Origin of the sequence: Williamsia sp. 1135 (genome assembly GCF_002095395.1) — a bacterium.
Lineage (GTDB): Bacteria > Actinomycetota > Actinomycetes > Mycobacteriales > Mycobacteriaceae > Williamsia.
The window spans coordinates 42,469-58,587 of record NZ_MJEI01000071.1 but is presented as its reverse complement, the minus strand read 5'-3'; the positions used below and the strand labels follow the sequence as shown (position 1 = coordinate 58,587).

Here is a 16,119-nt window from a genome sequence, read left to right as displayed (position 1 = left end):
GTTGCAGAGGCTGTTGCCGAATCGCGGGCGGTAACGCCCGCGATTCGGCGTGTTTGGTGCAAGAATTCTGGTGTGGCCAAGTCGTACATCCATGCTGATCGTGATCAGCAGTTTCTGTTGCCGCCGGATATGCGGGAGTGGTTGCCGCCCGGTCATCTGGTGTGGCTGATCGCCGATATTGTTCAGGCGCTGGATACCTCGGCGTTTCATGGCCGGCGTAAGCGTCGGGCCACGGCCGATTCAAACGCCGGACGGCGCGGTTACGACCCGGACATGATGTTGGTGCTGCTGTTCTATGCCTACTGCGTCGGGGAGCGGTCCTCCCGGATGATCGAACGACGCTGCCACACCGACGTCGCGTTCCGGGTCGCGTGCGCCCAACACGCCCCTGATCACACCGTCATCGCCCGGTTCCGCAAAGACCAGGAAACCCACTTCACCAGCCTGTTACCCAGGTCCTGCAGCTGTGTGCGGCGGCAGGGATGGTCAAGGTCGGGACCATCGCCGTCGATGGCACCAAGATCGAAGCCAACGCCAGTATCGATGCGAACAAAACCGAAGCCAGACTGCGAGAGATGGCGAGCGAGATCGTCGCCGAAGCGGCTGCTGTCGATGATCAAGAAGATCTCGACGACCCAGGCGATCAGACTCCGCCGCGGTTGCAGTCGAGGGCCACTCGCCAAGCTGCGATCGCTGAAGCGCTGGCCTCGATCGAGAAAGATCGCCGCGAACGACCCAGCAGTGCAGCAAAGATGACGATACGTAGGGTCGAGCGTGCTGAGGCCAAAGAACGCCGTCTCACCGAAGAGTCGACCGCCATCTACACCGCTCAGCAGCAGGTACTCGCGCAAGGACGGCGCCCGGCCGGACGCCGGGCGGTGCATCCCGATCGCAATGTCAACGTGCTCAAAGCCCGGCAGAACCTGATCAATGCGCGGGCCGCGCTCGAGCGCCGGAACGCTTCCAAACCAGTCCGAAAACGCAACCTTACCGACCCGCAGTCCCGGCTCATGAAGACCCGATTCGGGTTCCGGCAGGCCTATAACGCCCAGCTGGCCGTCTCCGAAGATCACCTCATCCTCGCCGCGTATGTCACCGACCGCGGCATCGATATTGGCGAGTACATACCGACGGTCGCCGCCGTCGAGCAAACGTTGAGCGAGCTCGCCGCCGCCGGTCACGATCGGGTCATCGGGACCGTCCTTGCCGACGCCGGCTACTTCTCACGAGAGAACCTCGCCGCCGCCGGACCCAACAGACTCATCGCGCCCGGCAAAGCCAAAGATGTTGCAACATCGAAGAAAACGGCAGTCACCCAGCCCGGGAAATACGACCGGACCGCCATCGAAGAGATGCAAGAACGCATCGGCACCGACGAAGGAACCGCCCACTACCGCCAACGCGCAGGGATCATCGAACCCGTCAACGCCCACCTCAAAGACCGACGAACCCTACGACGATTCGCCCGACGCGGCCTCGCAGCTGCACAATCTGAACTCATCCTCGCCGCCGCAGCCACCAACTTCCTGCGCTACGTGAAAGTCAACAACCTCGCCACCATCTGACCCCGGGGCCACGGCCCCGGCCCAATCCCCGACCGGGCCACGAACCCCCACGATCAAACACGCCCGCGGGATTAGGCAACAGCCTATGCAACGTGTGCAAATGACTGAACGGTGTGCTTTTGTCGGCCGTCTGGGACGTGACGACGCGCCTGTCCTCGCGGCGGTTTCACCCACCCAGGCGCCCGTCGCACCCGCAGGGCCGGTGCAGTTCGACGCCGAGTGGGAGACGGTCCGCCGCAAAGGTGTCTGGTCCGTACCGCCCAACATCCTGATCACAGGGTCAATGGGCACCATCGACCTCGACTTCACCAACACGACCTTGCCTGGACCCGTGGTCAACGTGCAGCTGCAGGTGTCGACGAGCACGGTCAAGTTGCGGGTTGGCGCCGATCAAGAGATCCGTTACACCGAACTCGACAAGTCGGGATGGTCGAGCATCAAGGACAAGGGTGGTCCACCGCTCCGTCCGGGCGGGTCGGTGATCAACGTGAGCGGGTCCATCTCGGCGATGTCCGGGGTCAAGATCACCCGTGCTGCTGCGCCCAAGTCTCGGTTCTGATCAGCGGGCCGGGGTCGTCAGACCTCGGAGCGCATCTGCGTCCGTAACCGCAGGACCCCGTCGCGCAGCCGTGTCTTGAGGGCCGGCACGAGAATGTTCAGATGCTTGGCGGCCTCGCGCTGGGTGAGATCGGCGAAATAGACGAGGTTGATGCTCTGGCGCTGCAGGTTGGTGAGTGCGCTGAGATGCCGCATGAGTCGCTGATACTCGTCGCGCAGGAGAACCGGTTCGTCGGCACTCGCGGCGTCGACGTCGCACGAGATCATTGCCAGCAGCGCGGTCTTGCGGCGCAGTCTTTCCTCGGACCGGACGCGGTCCACCGCACGACGATGGCAGAGCATCATCAGCCAGGACAGGGGCTTGCCCAATTCGGGCCGATACGTATCGGCCTTCATCCAGATTTCGAGATAAACCTCTTGAAGAGTTTCCTCCGCGTAGCCGACGTCGCGAACGACCTTGTATATCAACGCGAATAGCCGTGGTCGTGTCGCATCATGCAGTTCGCGGAACGCCTGGGCATCTTTATCCGCTACTCGCGCAAGCAAATTTGCGAAGTCGACTGGCGTGTCCCGGTCAGGGTCCGACTCCGCGGTCATACTCCATTATAGGGAGCCGTCTGGGATTTGTTACACCTCGACGAGAGTTACGGAACATAACTTTACTTATATAAATGTTGCTTAGTTTTGGTAACTTCTGCACTGGGGATTGACGCAGTGGGGTTCAGACTTCGTCTTGTGGATTTCCCCGCCGAAGGTGCGGAACTCCTTGACTTCGACCTCCATGGATCGGCCGCAGTCCTCGCAGTGGTGAATGACGTGCTTGCTGTATGTCTTGGTAGCCATGACCCACGATAGGACTGTGACCCAGGTCACGTCCAGGGGGCTTGTTCGGGTGACGCCGAATCGTGTCAGGTGGGTCGGCTCCACCCCGCGAGGCGTTTGGTCCTCATCGGGCGCGGGTATTTGCCCGGCATGGCAAACGAACTTCAGGGGCAGCGGATTGCGTTTCTCGTCGCGACCGAAGGCGTCGAGCAGATCGAGCTCACCGATCCGTGGGCAGCGATCGAAAAGGCAGGGGGTACCCCAACGCTGGTGTCCACCGAGACCGGTGAGATACAGGCGTTCGATCACCTCGACAAGGCCGACACATTCCCGGTCGATGCGGTGGTCGCCGACGTGCCTGCCGCGAGCTTCGACGCACTTGTTCTTCCGGGTGGCGTGGCGAACCCGGACAACCTGCGCACCGATCAGGCGGCGGTGAAGTTCATCGCTGACTTCTTCACCGAGGGCAAACCTGTGGCGGCGATCTGCCACGCTCCGTGGACACTCGTCGAGGCCGACGTGGTGTCAGGTCGCACGCTGACGTCATACCCGAGTGTGCGCACCGACATCACCAACGCCGGAGGCACGTGGACCGATCACGAGGTGGTTGTTTGTGCCGCCGGCCCCAACACACTGATCACGAGCCGCAACCCAGGGGATCTACCGGCTTTCTGCTCGACCCTGGTCACGCACTTCGCAGCCGACAGGTAGCCGGCTGTTTTCTAGGTAGGTCATCACGGTCGGACAGACCGATATGCCAGGGTGGTCACTCATGACCACCGCTCGCCGCCTCGCAGCACGCATTGCGCAGATCGGCCTCGATCGGCCGATCTCGCTGAACGATCGACCCTTCGCTTCGTCACCCGCAAGGCTCGACGCCAAGAAGATTCTGCTGACCGGTGCGTCGTCCGGCGTCGGAGAGGCCGCGGCAGTGGCGCTCGCCGCGCAGGGAGCAGAGCTGATTCTTGTCGCACGAGGTGCCGAGGAACTGACGCGCGTCCGCGACATCATCGTCGCCCAGGGAGGCGCGGCGACCGCGTTTACCGCAGACCTGGCCGACGAGGATGACGTCGAACGTCTGGTGGCGACGGTGTCGGAGACCCGCGGGACGCCGGATGTGCTCATCAACAACGCGGGCCGTTCGATCCGGCGATCGGCGATCGATTCTGTCGACAGATTGCACGACTACCGTCGCACGATGGCCGTGAATTACTTCGGGCCCGTGGGACTCATGCTCGGGTTCTTGCCGGGGATGAAGCTGCGCGGCAGCGGCCACATCGTCAACGTCTCCACCTGGGGTGTACCTGCAGGCACCATGCCCAAATTCTCGGCCTACGCGGGGTCGAAGGCTGCGCTGAGCATCGTCGGTCGCAGCATCGGTCTCGAACTCGGAGCCGCGGGGATCGCGGTGAGTACCATCTACTTCCCGCTGATCCGAACCCCCATGATCGCGCCGACCGCCGAGTACGACACGCTGCCTGCGCTCACCGCCGAGCAGGCCGCGAGTTGGATCACCCACGCGGTCCACCACCGCCCCGAGGAACTGATGCCCCGGTACGCACGAATATTGCAGCGCGTGGCGGCGATCCGTGCGGCCGGCGCCGGAGTGGTGCTCGGTCGCCTCCCGACCTGACCCGGGCGGGTGGTTGGGTTCCGACCCGGACGGGCATGCTGGAGCCATGAGCGCACATCCGATGTTTCCGCTCGGGATGACGTTGCTTCCCGGCGAACCGCTGAGCCTGCAGATCTTCGAGCCCAGGTATGTGCAAATGGTTGCGGACTGCACCGCTGACACCGGTCACAACTCCTTCGGAGTCGTGCTGATCTCCCGCGGCCGGGAAACGGGTGGCGGCGAGGAGCGGGTCGACGTCGGGACGCTGGCACAGATCGAAGAATGCAGTCCACGCCCGGACGGTCGATTTCACCTCTCCTGCGTGGGCACCGACAGATTCCGCGTCCGCTCCTGGCTACCCGACGATCCGTATCCCCAGGCCGAGATCGAGCTGTGGCCCAGCACCGATCCGATTGCTGTGCCCGGTGCGCTCAACCCGGTGATCGCGCGGCTCGGACAACTCGCCGCGACACTGGACCGGGTGCGCGGCATCGAAGTCGGCGATCGGCTCACCGAACCCCTGGAAGCCGAGGAACCGCTGGACGCGAAGGTGTACGGCACCGCGGTTCGACTGGGTCTAGGGCCCGCCGACCGACAGAAGATCCTCTCTGCCCCGGGCACCCCTGCCCGGATCGACGCACTGTCGCAGGCTCTCGACGACTTGATAGCCGTCATCGAGTTCTCGGGATTGCCGAGCGATTAGAGACGTGGCGAAACGTTGTGAGGGCCCCCGACCCACCGATCAGGTCGAGGACGAGGCGGCTGCTGCAATGAAGATGAGGGCGAACAGAACGATTCCGATGACCCACATCGCAACAGCGACCCAGCCGATGATCTTGCCTGCCTGGGCCATCCCGCGGCCGTCCTGCCTGCCACCGGATGCGTCGATCTCGGCGATCGCTCTGTTGCCGAAGATGATCGCGGGAATCGCGCCGAGTCCGCAGATCACGAACGCGCCGATTCCGCACACCAGCGCGATGATCGCGTTCGAGTTGGTCTCCGACACCGGCGCTCCGTAGACCCCGGGAAAGCCTGGCTGCTGGTAACCCGGTTGCTGGCCGTACTGCTGCTGGCCGTATTGCTGGCCGTAGTCGAAGTTCGTCGGCTGGAAGTCGGGTTGCGGGGTGAACCCGGGGTCGGCCGGTGGTGGCCCCGACGCACTCTGGTCGTCGCCGCTCGGATCGCGCTTGCGTAGCGGGTCGTTTGACGGTGGATCGTACGGCGGAGGATAAGTCACGGCCATCACCTTTCGAGAGTGCAGATACCGGACAGGTGATACGAAAATGTGCCCTGCGACCGGCTCGTCTGCCGAGCAGTCTATCGGCCCTACCGACCCGACGTGGTGATCGTCGGCTCTGCGCCGTCGACGAGTGCGGCGGGAGCGGGGTCAGCACCCGAGACCGTTCGATATGTGCCGTCCCGCAGCGCAAAACCGTTGTCCGAACGGGTGTTGAGGCAATAGAGACCGGAGAAGTCGCTCAGGCACTGGAACGTGCCCACCGAGATGGTCGACCCGAACGGCAACACTGATCCGCGGGTCCACACCCACGGGGTGTCCGCGCAGGTTCCCTGGGAAGCCGTGTCGGTCAGCACGATGTAGCCGGCCTCCCACTTGCAGTAGTCCCGGGTCTGCGCGGGCGTGTCCGTCACGTCGCACGCCAGCGTCGGGACGTCGCGCTGCACCGTCGAACAGTTCACGGCAGCGTCCGGGGTGGAGAAGTGGAACTCAGAGGTGTCCTCGAGGCGGCCGCCCTCGAGTGCGGCCTCGTGGAAGTCGCTGTTGTTGACCCGAGCGGCCGTACTGATCGCGGTCGCGAGAGTCAGTCCGGTTGATCGGTTCGCCGTCGTGCTCCGCGTGGTGGTCGTGGTGGTCACCGATGTCTCGGTCGACAACTCGTCGATGGGAGGGATGTCTTTGGTGCTCGGGCCGTCCTCAGGGAAGCAGCCCGCGAGCACCGCTGCGGCCGCCCCCGCCGCAGCCACCATGCCGATCGTTCTTGTCCACATGTTCAGTACCCTTACCCCTGTGTCGACACCCAAGATTGTGCTTTTCTATGTCTTCACGCCGCTGGCCGACCCCGAAGCAATCCGGCTATGGCAGCAAACATTATGCGAAGCGGCCGGGGTCACGGGTCGGATCATCATCTCCGAGCACGGAATCAACAGCACCGTCGGCGGCGACATCAAGGCCGTCAAACGGTATGTGCGGGGGACACGCGCGTATGCCGCGTTCTCCGGCGCCGACATCAAGTGGTCCGACGGCGTCGGTGATGACTTCCCACGCCTGAGCGTCAAGGTGCGATCTGAGATCGTCACATTCGGGGCGCCCGACGAATTGCACGTGGATTCCGGCGGTGTGGTCGGGGGTGGAACTCACCTGAGCCCGGAGTCGCTGCACGAACTGGTGGCCGACCGCGGCGACGACGTCGTCTTCTTCGACGGGCGCAACGCCATCGAGGCGCAGATCGGGCGGTTCCGCGACGCCGTCGTGCCACCGACCGAGACCACGCGCGACTTTGTCGAGCTGATCGAGCGCGGCGACTACGACCACCTCAAGGACAAGCCCGTGGTCACCTACTGCACCGGTGGAGTGCGGTGCGAGGTGCTCTCGGTACTGATGCGCAATCGCGGTTTCAACGAGGTCTACCAACTCGACGGCGGCATCGTTCGTTACGGCGAGCGGTACGGCGACGACGGACTGTGGGACGGCTCGCTCTACGTCTTCGACAAGCGGATGAGCGTCGACTTCACCGATCACGCCAAGGTAGTCGGCACCTGCACCCAGTGCGGGGCCCCGACGAAGAACGTGGCGAACTACCCGGACGCAGGCGGTCGCGAATTGGTGGTGGTCTGCCCCGATTGTCTCGCTGGTCAGGCGTCGTGAAACGAATACCCGTTGTGATCGTGGCCGGCTTCCTCGGTGCCGGTAAGACAACGATGCTCAACCATCTGTTGCGAACACGGTCTGGTCTGCGGATCGGGGTAGTGGTCAACGACTTCGGAGCGGTCAACATCGATGCCATGCTGGTCGCCGGCCAGGTGGATGGCGCCGTGTCGCTGGGCAACGGATGCATGTGCTGCACCGTCGACGACGACGGCCTCGACGCCACCTTCGCCTCACTCGTCACACCACGCGCCGGTCTCGATCTCATCGTCGTCGAGGCCAGCGGTCTCGCCGAACCCCGCAATCTGATCCGCATGGTCGCCGGCAGCGACAATCCGAGGATCGAGTACGGAGGGTTGCTGTACCTGGTCGACGCTCGTAACTACGCAGAGACGAGGCAGCAGCATCCGCGGATCGATCAGCACCTCGCACTCGCCGACCTCGTCGTCCTGAACAAGACCGACCTCACCGGCGCTGACGAGGTGGAGCGGGCTCGAGTGCTGATCCGGGATGCGAATGCCGGCGCGCCGATCATCGCCACACAGGATGCGGTGGTCGACCTCGCGCTGCTCGCCGACCTGGAGTCCGCGCCGCGCGACGACGATTCCGCGCCGCGACAGCTCGGCCTCGACGAGCTGCTCGCCGACGACGGTGACGACGACGATGACCACCGTGGCCACCTGCACCACGACTATCAATCCGTCAGCTTCGTCGATCCCGCGTCGATGAACCCCCGGGCGCTGGCAGCGTTCCTCGAGCAGCCGCCGACCGGCGTGTTCCGGGTCAAGGGGTTCGTCCACTTCGACGTGGCGCGGCACCGTCGCAAGTATGTGGTGCACACCGTCGGGAGCTACGTCAGCGTGCACGCTCAGCCCTGGGACCCCGAGGAACCCCGCCGCACCGAACTGGTCGTCATCGGCGCCGGGATCGACGAAGAGGAAGCGAGAGCCGCCCTCGAGAAAGCTCGCGCCGACGATGTCGTGGACGCCCAATCGATGCTGAGTATCACGAGGTACGTGCGTTAGGTGGGTCTTGGGCTCGGTGTTCGTTACGTTCCCAGGTCGTCTCACCGCTGTGTTTTTTCGCTCCGCTTCGCTACGCGGGGCGTGCGGCCGCTATCGCGTCGTCTTCCTTCCTCCTCGCATCGCTTCGCTCGCTCCTCGTCTGTCCAGACAACGCGGCCGCACGCCGGGCGGGGCGAGTTCGCTCTGCTCACCGCCCCTGGTCGGCAACCGTCGAGCGTGCCAATATCTCCGCCGAGCGTGCCAAAGATGCCGTCGAGCGTGCCAAAAATCCTGAAGAGTACCGACGTCAATGCGGTCCGTCATCGTTGTGCGCCGCACGATTGTGCATCGTCCCGATCACGACCCCACAACGGTTTGCAGACCGCAGGTCCAGCATTTCCCAAAAGTCTCAACTACTGCTTCACTGTTACTGAAGTGAATATTTTGACTGATGTTGCGTCTGTTGACGCACCCGAAAGGAACACCGTGACCAAGAAGGACCTCCGCGTTGCCGGGCTCACCTGCCTGGCTCTCGCGGCCTCGCTGATCGCGATGCCCACCACGGCCTCGGCCGATCCCGCTCCTGCACAGGGTAATTCGCTGGCAGGAAAGACCGTCTTCCTCGACCCCGGGCACCAGGGGTCGGCAGCAGGCAATGACCTGAACAAGCCGGTACCCGACGGTCGTGGCAGCACCAAGCCGTGCCAGACCACAGGGGCAACCAGCCCGGACGGAATCGCCGAGCACACGGTCAACTGGGACATCACCCAGCTGGTCAAGGCCGGTTTGGAGAGCCAGGGCGCGAAGGTGGTCCTCAGTCGCCAAGACGACACCGGGTGGGGCGGATGCATCGACGAGCGCGCCAACGCGGCCAACGCCTCCAAGGCCGACATCGCCGTCAACATTCACGCCGACTCGACCTCGCCGGGCACGGACGCGGCGAAGAGCGGTTTCCACATCATCGTTCCTGAATTGCCGATCCCGGACGCCACCGTCAACGAGGTCCAGTCGGGTCCGGGCCGCAAAGCCGCAGAGCAGATGCGCGATGCGTTCAAGGCAGCCGGCCTCGTGCCCGCGAACTACGCCGGCGCCCAAGACGGTCTGCAAACCCGCGCCGACGTTGCCGCGGTGAACCTGACCAAGGTTCCTGACGTGTTCGCCGAGCTCGGCAATCTGTCCAATCCCACCGACGCCGCAACGCTGTCCAGCAAGGACGGGCAGCTCAAGTACGCCGTCGGACTTGTCGATGGCATCCTGCGCTTTCTGCTGACGGGATCGACCCCGGCGGCCTCGGCCACGACCACCGCACCGCCGGCGACCACTGCGCCCGCCACCACCCCTGCGCCGGCGACCACCACTGCGCCTGCCGCGACCGCGCCGTCGACCACGACACCCCCGACCACGGCACCGCGCACCACCGCACCCTCGGCACCGTCGACGTCCGGTCGAACGACAACGACCCCGTCCACCAAGACCACCACGACCACGCCGGTCGTTCCCGGACTGGGGCTGCCGAGCCTGCCGATCGAAGGTCAGGACCCTGCGACGCCGGGTGCCACGGGTGAGTCGGGACTCGACCTCACCGGGTTGCAGTCGATCCTGCCGCTGCTGAGTGAGCTCTCGGACACCAAGGATCCCAAGGTGATCGAGGGGCTTCTGTCGAGTGAGGGCAACGACGCCTCGTCGCAGGTTCTCAAGGCGATGCTCTCGGTGATCTATCAGATGTTTGGCGGCAAACTACCCATCTGAGGGCTGACGTTACCCGTAGGGTTGAGTCATGAGCATCAAAGATCTCCTGGTGATGAGCGTGCCCGTGAAGAACCTTCAAGGCAAACGGGTCCTGATCACCGGCGCGGGGAGCGGGATCGGCAAGGCGACTGCGATGGCGGCGGCGCGTGATGGCGCGGCCCTCGTGCTGACCGACATCGCGGCGGAGAATCTCGACGAAACCGTCGCCGAGGTCAAGCGGGCCGACGGGAAGATCCTGTTCCATCGCGCGGGCGATGTGTCCGACTACGAGTGGGTCCGCCGGTTCGCCCAGCAGGTCGACGCCGAGGTGGGCGTGATGGACGTCGTCATGAACATCGCCGGTGTATCAGCTTGGGGCACAGTAGAAAACCTCGAGCATCGGCACTGGAAGAAGATGGTCGACGTCAATCTGATGGGGCCGATCCACATCATCGAATGCTTCGTCCCGCAGATCGTGCGACGGGGCCGCGGCGGTCATCTGGTGAACGTCTCGTCGGCGGCCGGGCTGCTGGCATTGCCGTGGCACGCTGCCTACAGCGCGAGCAAGTTCGGAATCCGGGGCGTATCGGAGGTCCTTCGCATGGACTTGCGCCGCCACAAGATCGGGGTGTCGCTGGTCTGCCCTGGTGGCGTCGACACCCCTCTTGTCGGCACCGTCGACATCGCGGGTCTCGACCGCGAGAATCCGGTCATCCAGCGTGAGATCGGGCACTTCCACAAGGTCGCGGTCTCCCCGGAGAAGGCGGCCGAGGCGATCCTGACGGGGATCCGCAAGAACCAGTTCATGGTGTACACGTCGTTCGACATCCGGTTCGGCTACTTCGTGGCACGCAAGTTCGCGCTGCCCTACGAGATCGTCATGCGGATCGCGAACAACCGTTTCGACCACTTGGCCCGTATCAGTGGCCGCAATCTCGAAGACCTTGCGGCGCCGTCTGATTCGAGCTCTAGCTCTTCCACCACTCGTCAAAAGGGGTGACCGGCACGGTCCGCTTGTGCCTGGTCCGAACGAACAGTGATTCGATCCGTTCGGCGACGGCGTCGTCGACCTGGTCGCCTTCGAGGTAGTCGTCGATCTGGCTGTAGGTGACCCCGAGCACTTCTTCGTCAGGCAGCGCCGGGCGGTCGTCCTCGAGGTCGGCGGTGGGCACCTTGGACGTCACCGACTTCGGTGCGTCCAGATGCCAGAGTATCTGTGCGCCTTGCCTTTTGGTCAGACCGGTCAGAGGTGTGACGTCGACTCCGCCGTCCCCGAACTTGGTGAAGAACCCTGTGACCGCTTCTGCGGCGTGGTCGGTACCGACCACCAGGAGGTTCTCCTGGCCGGCGACCGCGTACTGCAGCACCATGCGTTCACGGGCCTTGATGTTGCCGCGGACCAGATCGAGCAGCGGCTCACCCAACGTCTGCACCACCTCTTCCGCGGTGGAGTCGGAGCCCGGTTTGACGTTGTAGACCGCGCTGCGGTCGGGCTTGATGAACTGCAGAGCGATCTGGGCGTCGTCTTCGTCGGCCTGCTCACCGTAGGGGAGGCGGACAGCGAGGAAGGTCGCCTCGCCACCGTCGGCGCGCACGGCCTCGACCGCCAGCTGGCACAGACGTCCGGCCAGGGCCGAGTCCTGTCCGCCACTGATACCGAGAATGAACCCCTTCATCCCGGTCGACGTCAGGTACCCCTTGAGAAAGCCGACGCGTCGGTCCACCTCCGACCGGGGGTCGATGGTCGCGGACACCTCGAGTTCGGCGATGATGCTCTTCTGCAGGCTGGCCATGAGCCGATGGTAGTGCGACCGACGGTGATCCGGCACGCTGGAGGGGTGACCACCGCAGAATTCGTCAAACGCCGCCCTGGCGCCCACCCCGACTTCTTCGCCGCTGAAGCGGCCGGATTGCGCTGGCTCGGCGACGCCGGGGCGCCGGTGGTGCAGGTGCTCGAGGTCTCGGCTGAGCACATCACGCTGGAGCGGGTGGGCTCCGCTGCGCCGACGCCGGTCGCCGCTGCGGACTTCGGTGCTGCGCTGGCGCGGATGCATGATGCCGGTGCCTCTGAGTTCGGCAGTCCACCAGCCGGTTTCGACGGCCAGCTGTTCATCGGGAGCAGGGCGATGCCGTCAGACCCGAGGCCTACCTGGGGCGAGTTCTACGCCGCGCAGCGAGTGCTGGCCTTCGTCGACGTTGCCGTCTCTGCGGGCAATCTCACGCACTCCGACGCCGAGGCCACCCGGGACGCCTGCGAGCTCATCGCGTCTGGGCACTTCGACGACGATGAGCCGGCGGCGCGGATCCATGGTGACCTGTGGAGCGGAAACGTGATGTGGTCACCGGAAGGGGTGGTGATGATCGATCCGGCCGCGCACGGCGGACACCGAGAGACCGACCTCGCGATGCTGGCGCTCTTCGGCTGTCCTGAGTTCGAGGCAGTGATCGACGGGTATCAGAGAGCCCATCGGCTGCGGGCGGGATGGCAGGACCGCATCCCACTGCATCAGTTGCATCCACTGGCCGTCCACGCCGCCGGGCATGGTCCCGGTTACGGCACCGAATTGGGCAGGGCGGCCCGGCGCACCCTGGAGCTCGCCGCGTGAACGAGGTGCTCGTCGTCTCGGCCACCAGCTCCGAGGCTGCCTACGTGCCCACCCGGCTGCCGCTGCTGATCTGCGGCATCGGGAAGGTCTCGGCGGCCATCGCGGTGACCCAGACCTTGGCGCACCACGCGGATACGTCCCGTCTCACGGTGCTCAACGTCGGCACCGCCGGTGCGTTGCGTCCCGCGACCGCTGGCCTGTACGTCCCGTCGGTGGTCCATCAGCACGACATCAGCAGCGCGCCGCTGAGCTCCATGGGCTACCCGGTGGTCGACCGGTATGACCTGCCGGGTGGGGACGGCAGCGAAGTGGCTACCGGGGACACTTTCGTCGCTGATCCGGTGCAACGCGATGTGCTCGCCGCGAGGGCAGGGCTGGTCGACATGGAAGGCTTTGCCATCGCCCAGGCGTGCAGTCATTTCGGTGTCGCATGCCGGCTCGTCAAGGTCGTCAGCGACGACGCAGACGAGGGTGCCATGGATTGGCCCGCCCGCGTGGATGCGGCGGCCAGGTTGATCGGGGAGTGGTTGGAGCGCAACGTCGCGGCATGACCTGGACGGCTGTCGTCAGGTCAGTGCGGGTCGCGATGGCGCAGGCGTGGTGCCGGCTCGTAACCGTCCGGGCTGCGGTAGGCGCGTGCACCGGGCTGAGGTGGATTGTCGAACGACCCTGCGTGCCGGCGGCGCGGTTCCGGAGCTTCCGGGGCCGCTCGACGGCGACGGGGTACCTCGTCACCGAGTTCAGGGTTCCGCAGTCGGGGCTCGGGGGGACGCGGAGTACGCGGGGTCTGGCCTGCCCGGGAACGCGGCGGGATCGCGGTGCTCGAGGCGTCCTCTTTGACCATCGACGGCTTGGGTGAACTCGTGCGTCTCGGCCGAGCGGTGGACTCGGACTTTGCCGCTGTCGTCTTCTTCGCCGCCGATCGGCGGCTCGGGGACGGCTTGCCGGCGTTCTTCGGATGTGTGAACCAGAAGCGGGCCGCCCCGATGGCGAACACAGCCACGAAGGTCCATCCCATCAGCGGAAACAGCTTCGCCACCGGTAGGGCCACATCGAAGACGAGCTTCTTCAGGCCCGCGCCGGAGTCCGACACCAGGAAGTACAGCGCGATGACCGCGACTCCGAACAGCACCAGCGGCGGCTGGGCGACGGCGGTGAAGAGTGCTCGGCGGCGAACGGCGAGGACCGCGGCGATGCAACCCACGAAGTACAGGGCCTTGAACGAGAACCCGAGGTTGGTCTCATCGCCGGACACAGCGATGACCGCACCGACAGTGGTCAGACCTACGGCGATCAGAACCGCACCCCACCAGGGCACGCCAGGTGCGGTGGGAAGTGCGGATTGCTCGTCGAGGGGTACCCCCGAGCGTGAGCGCGGGCCAGAAATCACATGTTGACCGTACCGGTAAATGCTGAGAATCCGGGTAACGAACGCAGTGGGGACGCCAGACGCATCGGAACGCGCGGCGGTCGCGTCGATGGAAGATCCGCGGGTCAGCGTTTCGTCGCTCTGCGCAATCAGTGGCCGGAGGCTGCGGAGGCGGCCTTGATCGCGGGTTTGGCGGGAGTCGCCTGCGTGGCGGCAAGTCTGCATGCCGTGGCGCTGACCCGGGCCACACTGGCCGGTCCGCGACTGTTCGAGGAGTGTGCCGCCCGATCAGGGGCGTGGACCCGGGAGATGGAGAGGCCGGCTCGCTGGTTCAGGCCGCAGGCGATGTCCGCGGGGAGGGACTGCACCTGCGCGGGTGTGGTGACGGCCACGGTGACGCGGCCGTCTGAGAGCGCTCCGGCGCGGGTGGGCAGATACACGGCGACGGCGGACCCTTGAGAAAGGGCCGGTGCCTCGATGGACGCGACCGCTGGCATGGGGGTCGGGGTGTCGATGGTGCTCTGGATGTTGTCACCTGCGACGAAGGCGAATCCGCCGACCGCCGCCGTGGTGAGGAGCCAGCCTCCGACGACGCATCCGGACGGGCTGATGCGGGCGGTGGCGGTGGCGGTTGAGCGGCTGACAGACATGTGACTGACTCCAGGGGTGAAGGGCGACTGGAATCAGGTTGTCGTGTACCGCTTGGAATGGGCTTGAAGTTCGCATGGAACCTCACCGCCAATGCTTCCAAGTTGCTTGGCTCAGGTACCCGAACGCGACTGGATCCGCACAATGTGCGTCAGTTGACGCGCGATTCCGCACGCCTGGGGGCGACGTCGATGGCCACCGGCGGGTCCAGATCGTCCAAGTCGGAGAACGCGTCCAGCTCGGAGAGCTTGCGGGCGGTGACGGTGACCCTCGAGTCGATGGTGCCGATCGCCGAGTTGTACGACTCGACCGCCTTGCCCAGCGATTCGCCCAGCTTGTCGAGGTGGCGGGTGACCAGACCGATCCGCTGGTAGAGCTCTTTTCCGAGCTGGTGGATCTGCTGAGCGTCTCTGGTGAGTGCTTCGTGCCGCCACCCGAGTGCAATCGTGCGCAGCAACGCGACCAGATTGGTCGGTGTCGCGATCACCACATTGTGGGTGAAGCCGTATTCGATGAGATCGGGGTCGGCCCGGCACGCCATCTCCAGGATCGCCTCACCCGGGACGAACAGGACGACGAACTCCGGTGACTGTCGCAATGCTTCCCAGTAGGCCTTGGAGGACAACTGCAGCACGTGGCCGCGCAGCGCCCGGGCATGGGCCCGATACGCCTGTGCGCGGATGGTGGGGTCAGTGCTGTCGGAGGCTTCGAGGTAGGCAGACAGGGGCACCTTCGCGTCGATCACCACGTCGCGGCCACCTGCCAGATGGACCACGAGGTCGGGGCGAACCTTGGACGAGTCGTTCGTGATCCCGCTGACCTGGCTGGTGAAATCGCAGTGCCGTTGCAGGCCGGCCGCTTCGATGACGCGCTCGAGGTGCAGTTCACCCCACCTGCCCCGGGCCTGCGGCGACCGCAGGGCGCCTGCCAGCTGCTCGGCCTGCGACCCCAGGTGAGCGGAGGTCTCGCGCATCCCTGACACCTGTTCGGTCAGGCCGGCGTAGGCCGCGATGCGGTTGCGCTCGGTGCGGCGCAGCTCCCCGGCGAGGGTGTCCAGCGTTTCCCGGAGTGGGGTGACGATGTGGGAGACCTGCTGGCCGATGGCGCCGGACTGTCGACGGGCGGCGTCCTCACTCGCGGCCGACAGCGACCGGACGAGCAGGTCGTGATTGGCGTGGGCCGCATCGGCCTCGGCGCGCGCCACGGCCAGTTCGGTGCCGGTCCGACCGGCGTGGACCAGCCAGCCGAGCGCGAATCCGATGGCCAGACCGACTATCAGCAGCACGACCGCGGTGATACTCATGAGAGTGATGGTGCACGAGA

At 65.3% G+C, this 16,119-nt stretch carries 19 protein-coding genes; 11 read left to right on the top strand and 8 right to left on the bottom strand.

What is annotated here, in order from left to right; genetic code table 11:
* Positions 1-210 (bottom strand): hypothetical protein (locus tag BFL43_RS29370; protein ID WP_240498091.1); only part of this gene is annotated, 210 nt, incomplete at its 3' end.
* Between the two features lie 272 nt (positions 211-482).
* Between BFL43_RS29370 and BFL43_RS05995 the strand changes: the two genes are divergently transcribed.
* Together BFL43_RS05995 and BFL43_RS05990 are read left to right on the top strand one after the other, a co-directional pair.
* A complete protein-coding gene (locus BFL43_RS05995) occupies positions 483-1,565 on the top strand; it encodes a transposase (RefSeq protein ID WP_084891679.1) in 1,083 nt (360 codons plus the stop codon).
* Positions 1,566-1,665: 100 nt separating this feature from the next.
* On the top strand, positions 1,666-2,124 hold the full coding sequence (locus BFL43_RS05990) for a hypothetical protein (protein WP_143695128.1): 459 nt from the start codon (positions 1,666-1,668) through the stop codon (positions 2,122-2,124).
* A 17-nt stretch (positions 2,125-2,141) separates the two neighbouring features.
* On the opposite strand, the gene BFL43_RS05985 is transcribed toward BFL43_RS05990, so the two are convergent.
* Complete coding sequence (locus tag BFL43_RS05985; RefSeq protein ID WP_084891677.1) at positions 2,142-2,720, bottom strand: sigma-70 family RNA polymerase sigma factor; 579 nt, start codon at positions 2,718-2,720, stop codon at positions 2,142-2,144.
* 375 nt (positions 2,721-3,095) lie between these two features.
* Between BFL43_RS05985 and BFL43_RS05975 the strand changes: the two genes are divergently transcribed.
* From BFL43_RS05975 to BFL43_RS05965, 3 genes are all read left to right on the top strand, one after another.
* Positions 3,096-3,656, top strand: a complete 561-nt coding sequence (locus BFL43_RS05975) for a type 1 glutamine amidotransferase domain-containing protein (RefSeq protein WP_084891675.1) — start codon at positions 3,096-3,098, stop codon at positions 3,654-3,656.
* A gap of 61 nt (positions 3,657-3,717) precedes the next feature.
* A complete protein-coding gene (locus BFL43_RS05970; protein ID WP_084891674.1) occupies positions 3,718-4,578 on the top strand; it encodes an SDR family NAD(P)-dependent oxidoreductase in 861 nt (286 codons plus the stop codon).
* 46 nt (positions 4,579-4,624) lie between these two features.
* Positions 4,625-5,260: an LON peptidase substrate-binding domain-containing protein gene (locus BFL43_RS05965; RefSeq protein ID WP_084891673.1), complete on the top strand. Its 636-nt coding sequence runs from the start codon at positions 4,625-4,627 to the stop codon at positions 5,258-5,260.
* A 39-nt stretch (positions 5,261-5,299) separates the two neighbouring features.
* On the opposite strand, the gene BFL43_RS05960 is transcribed toward BFL43_RS05965, so the two are convergent.
* Complete coding sequence (locus tag BFL43_RS05960; protein ID WP_168176537.1) at positions 5,300-5,794, bottom strand: DUF4190 domain-containing protein; 495 nt, start codon at positions 5,792-5,794, stop codon at positions 5,300-5,302.
* An 89-nt stretch (positions 5,795-5,883) separates the two neighbouring features.
* Positions 5,884-6,564, bottom strand: coding sequence for a hypothetical protein (locus tag BFL43_RS05955; RefSeq protein WP_143695127.1), 681 nt, complete (start codon positions 6,562-6,564; stop codon positions 5,884-5,886).
* Between the two features lie 19 nt (positions 6,565-6,583).
* On the opposite strand from BFL43_RS05955, the gene BFL43_RS05950 reads away from it, so the two are divergent.
* The 4 genes from BFL43_RS05950 to BFL43_RS05935 all read left to right on the top strand — a co-directional run bounded on the left by BFL43_RS05950 (position 6,584) and on the right by BFL43_RS05935 (position 11,173).
* Positions 6,584-7,441 (top strand): rhodanese-related sulfurtransferase, encoded by an 858-nt coding sequence (locus tag BFL43_RS05950; protein ID WP_084891686.1) that lies wholly within the window; start codon positions 6,584-6,586, stop codon positions 7,439-7,441.
* Complete coding sequence (locus tag BFL43_RS05945; protein WP_084891670.1) at positions 7,438-8,466, top strand: GTP-binding protein; 1,029 nt, start codon at positions 7,438-7,440, stop codon at positions 8,464-8,466. Before BFL43_RS05950 ends, BFL43_RS05945 begins: the two co-directional genes overlap by 4 nt.
* A 522-nt stretch (positions 8,467-8,988) precedes the next feature.
* Positions 8,989-10,194 (top strand): N-acetylmuramoyl-L-alanine amidase, encoded by a 1,206-nt coding sequence (locus BFL43_RS05940; protein WP_240498092.1) that lies wholly within the window; start codon positions 8,989-8,991, stop codon positions 10,192-10,194.
* A 28-nt stretch (positions 10,195-10,222) separates the two neighbouring features.
* Positions 10,223-11,173 (top strand): SDR family oxidoreductase, encoded by a 951-nt coding sequence (locus BFL43_RS05935; protein WP_084891668.1) that lies wholly within the window; start codon positions 10,223-10,225, stop codon positions 11,171-11,173.
* Here BFL43_RS05935 and nadE read toward each other — a convergent pair.
* Positions 11,142-11,966, bottom strand: a complete 825-nt coding sequence (gene nadE, locus BFL43_RS05930) for an ammonia-dependent NAD(+) synthetase (protein WP_084891667.1) — start codon at positions 11,964-11,966, stop codon at positions 11,142-11,144. The two genes, BFL43_RS05935 and nadE, sit on opposite strands and share 32 nt — an antisense overlap.
* 45 nt (positions 11,967-12,011) lie before the next feature.
* Between nadE and BFL43_RS05925 the strand changes: the two genes are divergently transcribed.
* Positions 12,012-12,779: a fructosamine kinase family protein gene (locus BFL43_RS05925; protein ID WP_240498090.1), complete on the top strand. Its 768-nt coding sequence runs from the start codon at positions 12,012-12,014 to the stop codon at positions 12,777-12,779.
* Positions 12,776-13,330 carry a nucleosidase gene (locus tag BFL43_RS05920; protein WP_084891665.1) on the top strand — a complete coding sequence of 185 codons (555 nt, stop codon included), beginning with the start codon at positions 12,776-12,778 and terminating at the stop codon, positions 13,328-13,330. The genes BFL43_RS05925 and BFL43_RS05920 overlap by 4 nt, the downstream gene beginning before the upstream one ends.
* A 20-nt stretch (positions 13,331-13,350) precedes the next feature.
* On the opposite strand, the gene BFL43_RS05915 is transcribed toward BFL43_RS05920, so the two are convergent.
* From BFL43_RS05915 to BFL43_RS05905, 3 genes are all read right to left on the bottom strand, one after another.
* Positions 13,351-14,169 (bottom strand): DUF6542 domain-containing protein, encoded by an 819-nt coding sequence (locus tag BFL43_RS05915; protein WP_143695125.1) that lies wholly within the window; start codon positions 14,167-14,169, stop codon positions 13,351-13,353.
* Between the two features lie 128 nt (positions 14,170-14,297).
* A complete protein-coding gene (locus BFL43_RS05910; RefSeq protein ID WP_084891663.1) occupies positions 14,298-14,798 on the bottom strand; it encodes a hypothetical protein in 501 nt (166 codons plus the stop codon).
* Positions 14,799-14,947: 149 nt separating this feature from the next.
* Positions 14,948-16,099: a DNA recombination protein RmuC gene (locus BFL43_RS05905; protein ID WP_240498089.1), complete on the bottom strand. Its 1,152-nt coding sequence runs from the start codon at positions 16,097-16,099 to the stop codon at positions 14,948-14,950.
* Positions 16,100-16,119 lie beyond the last annotated feature (20 nt).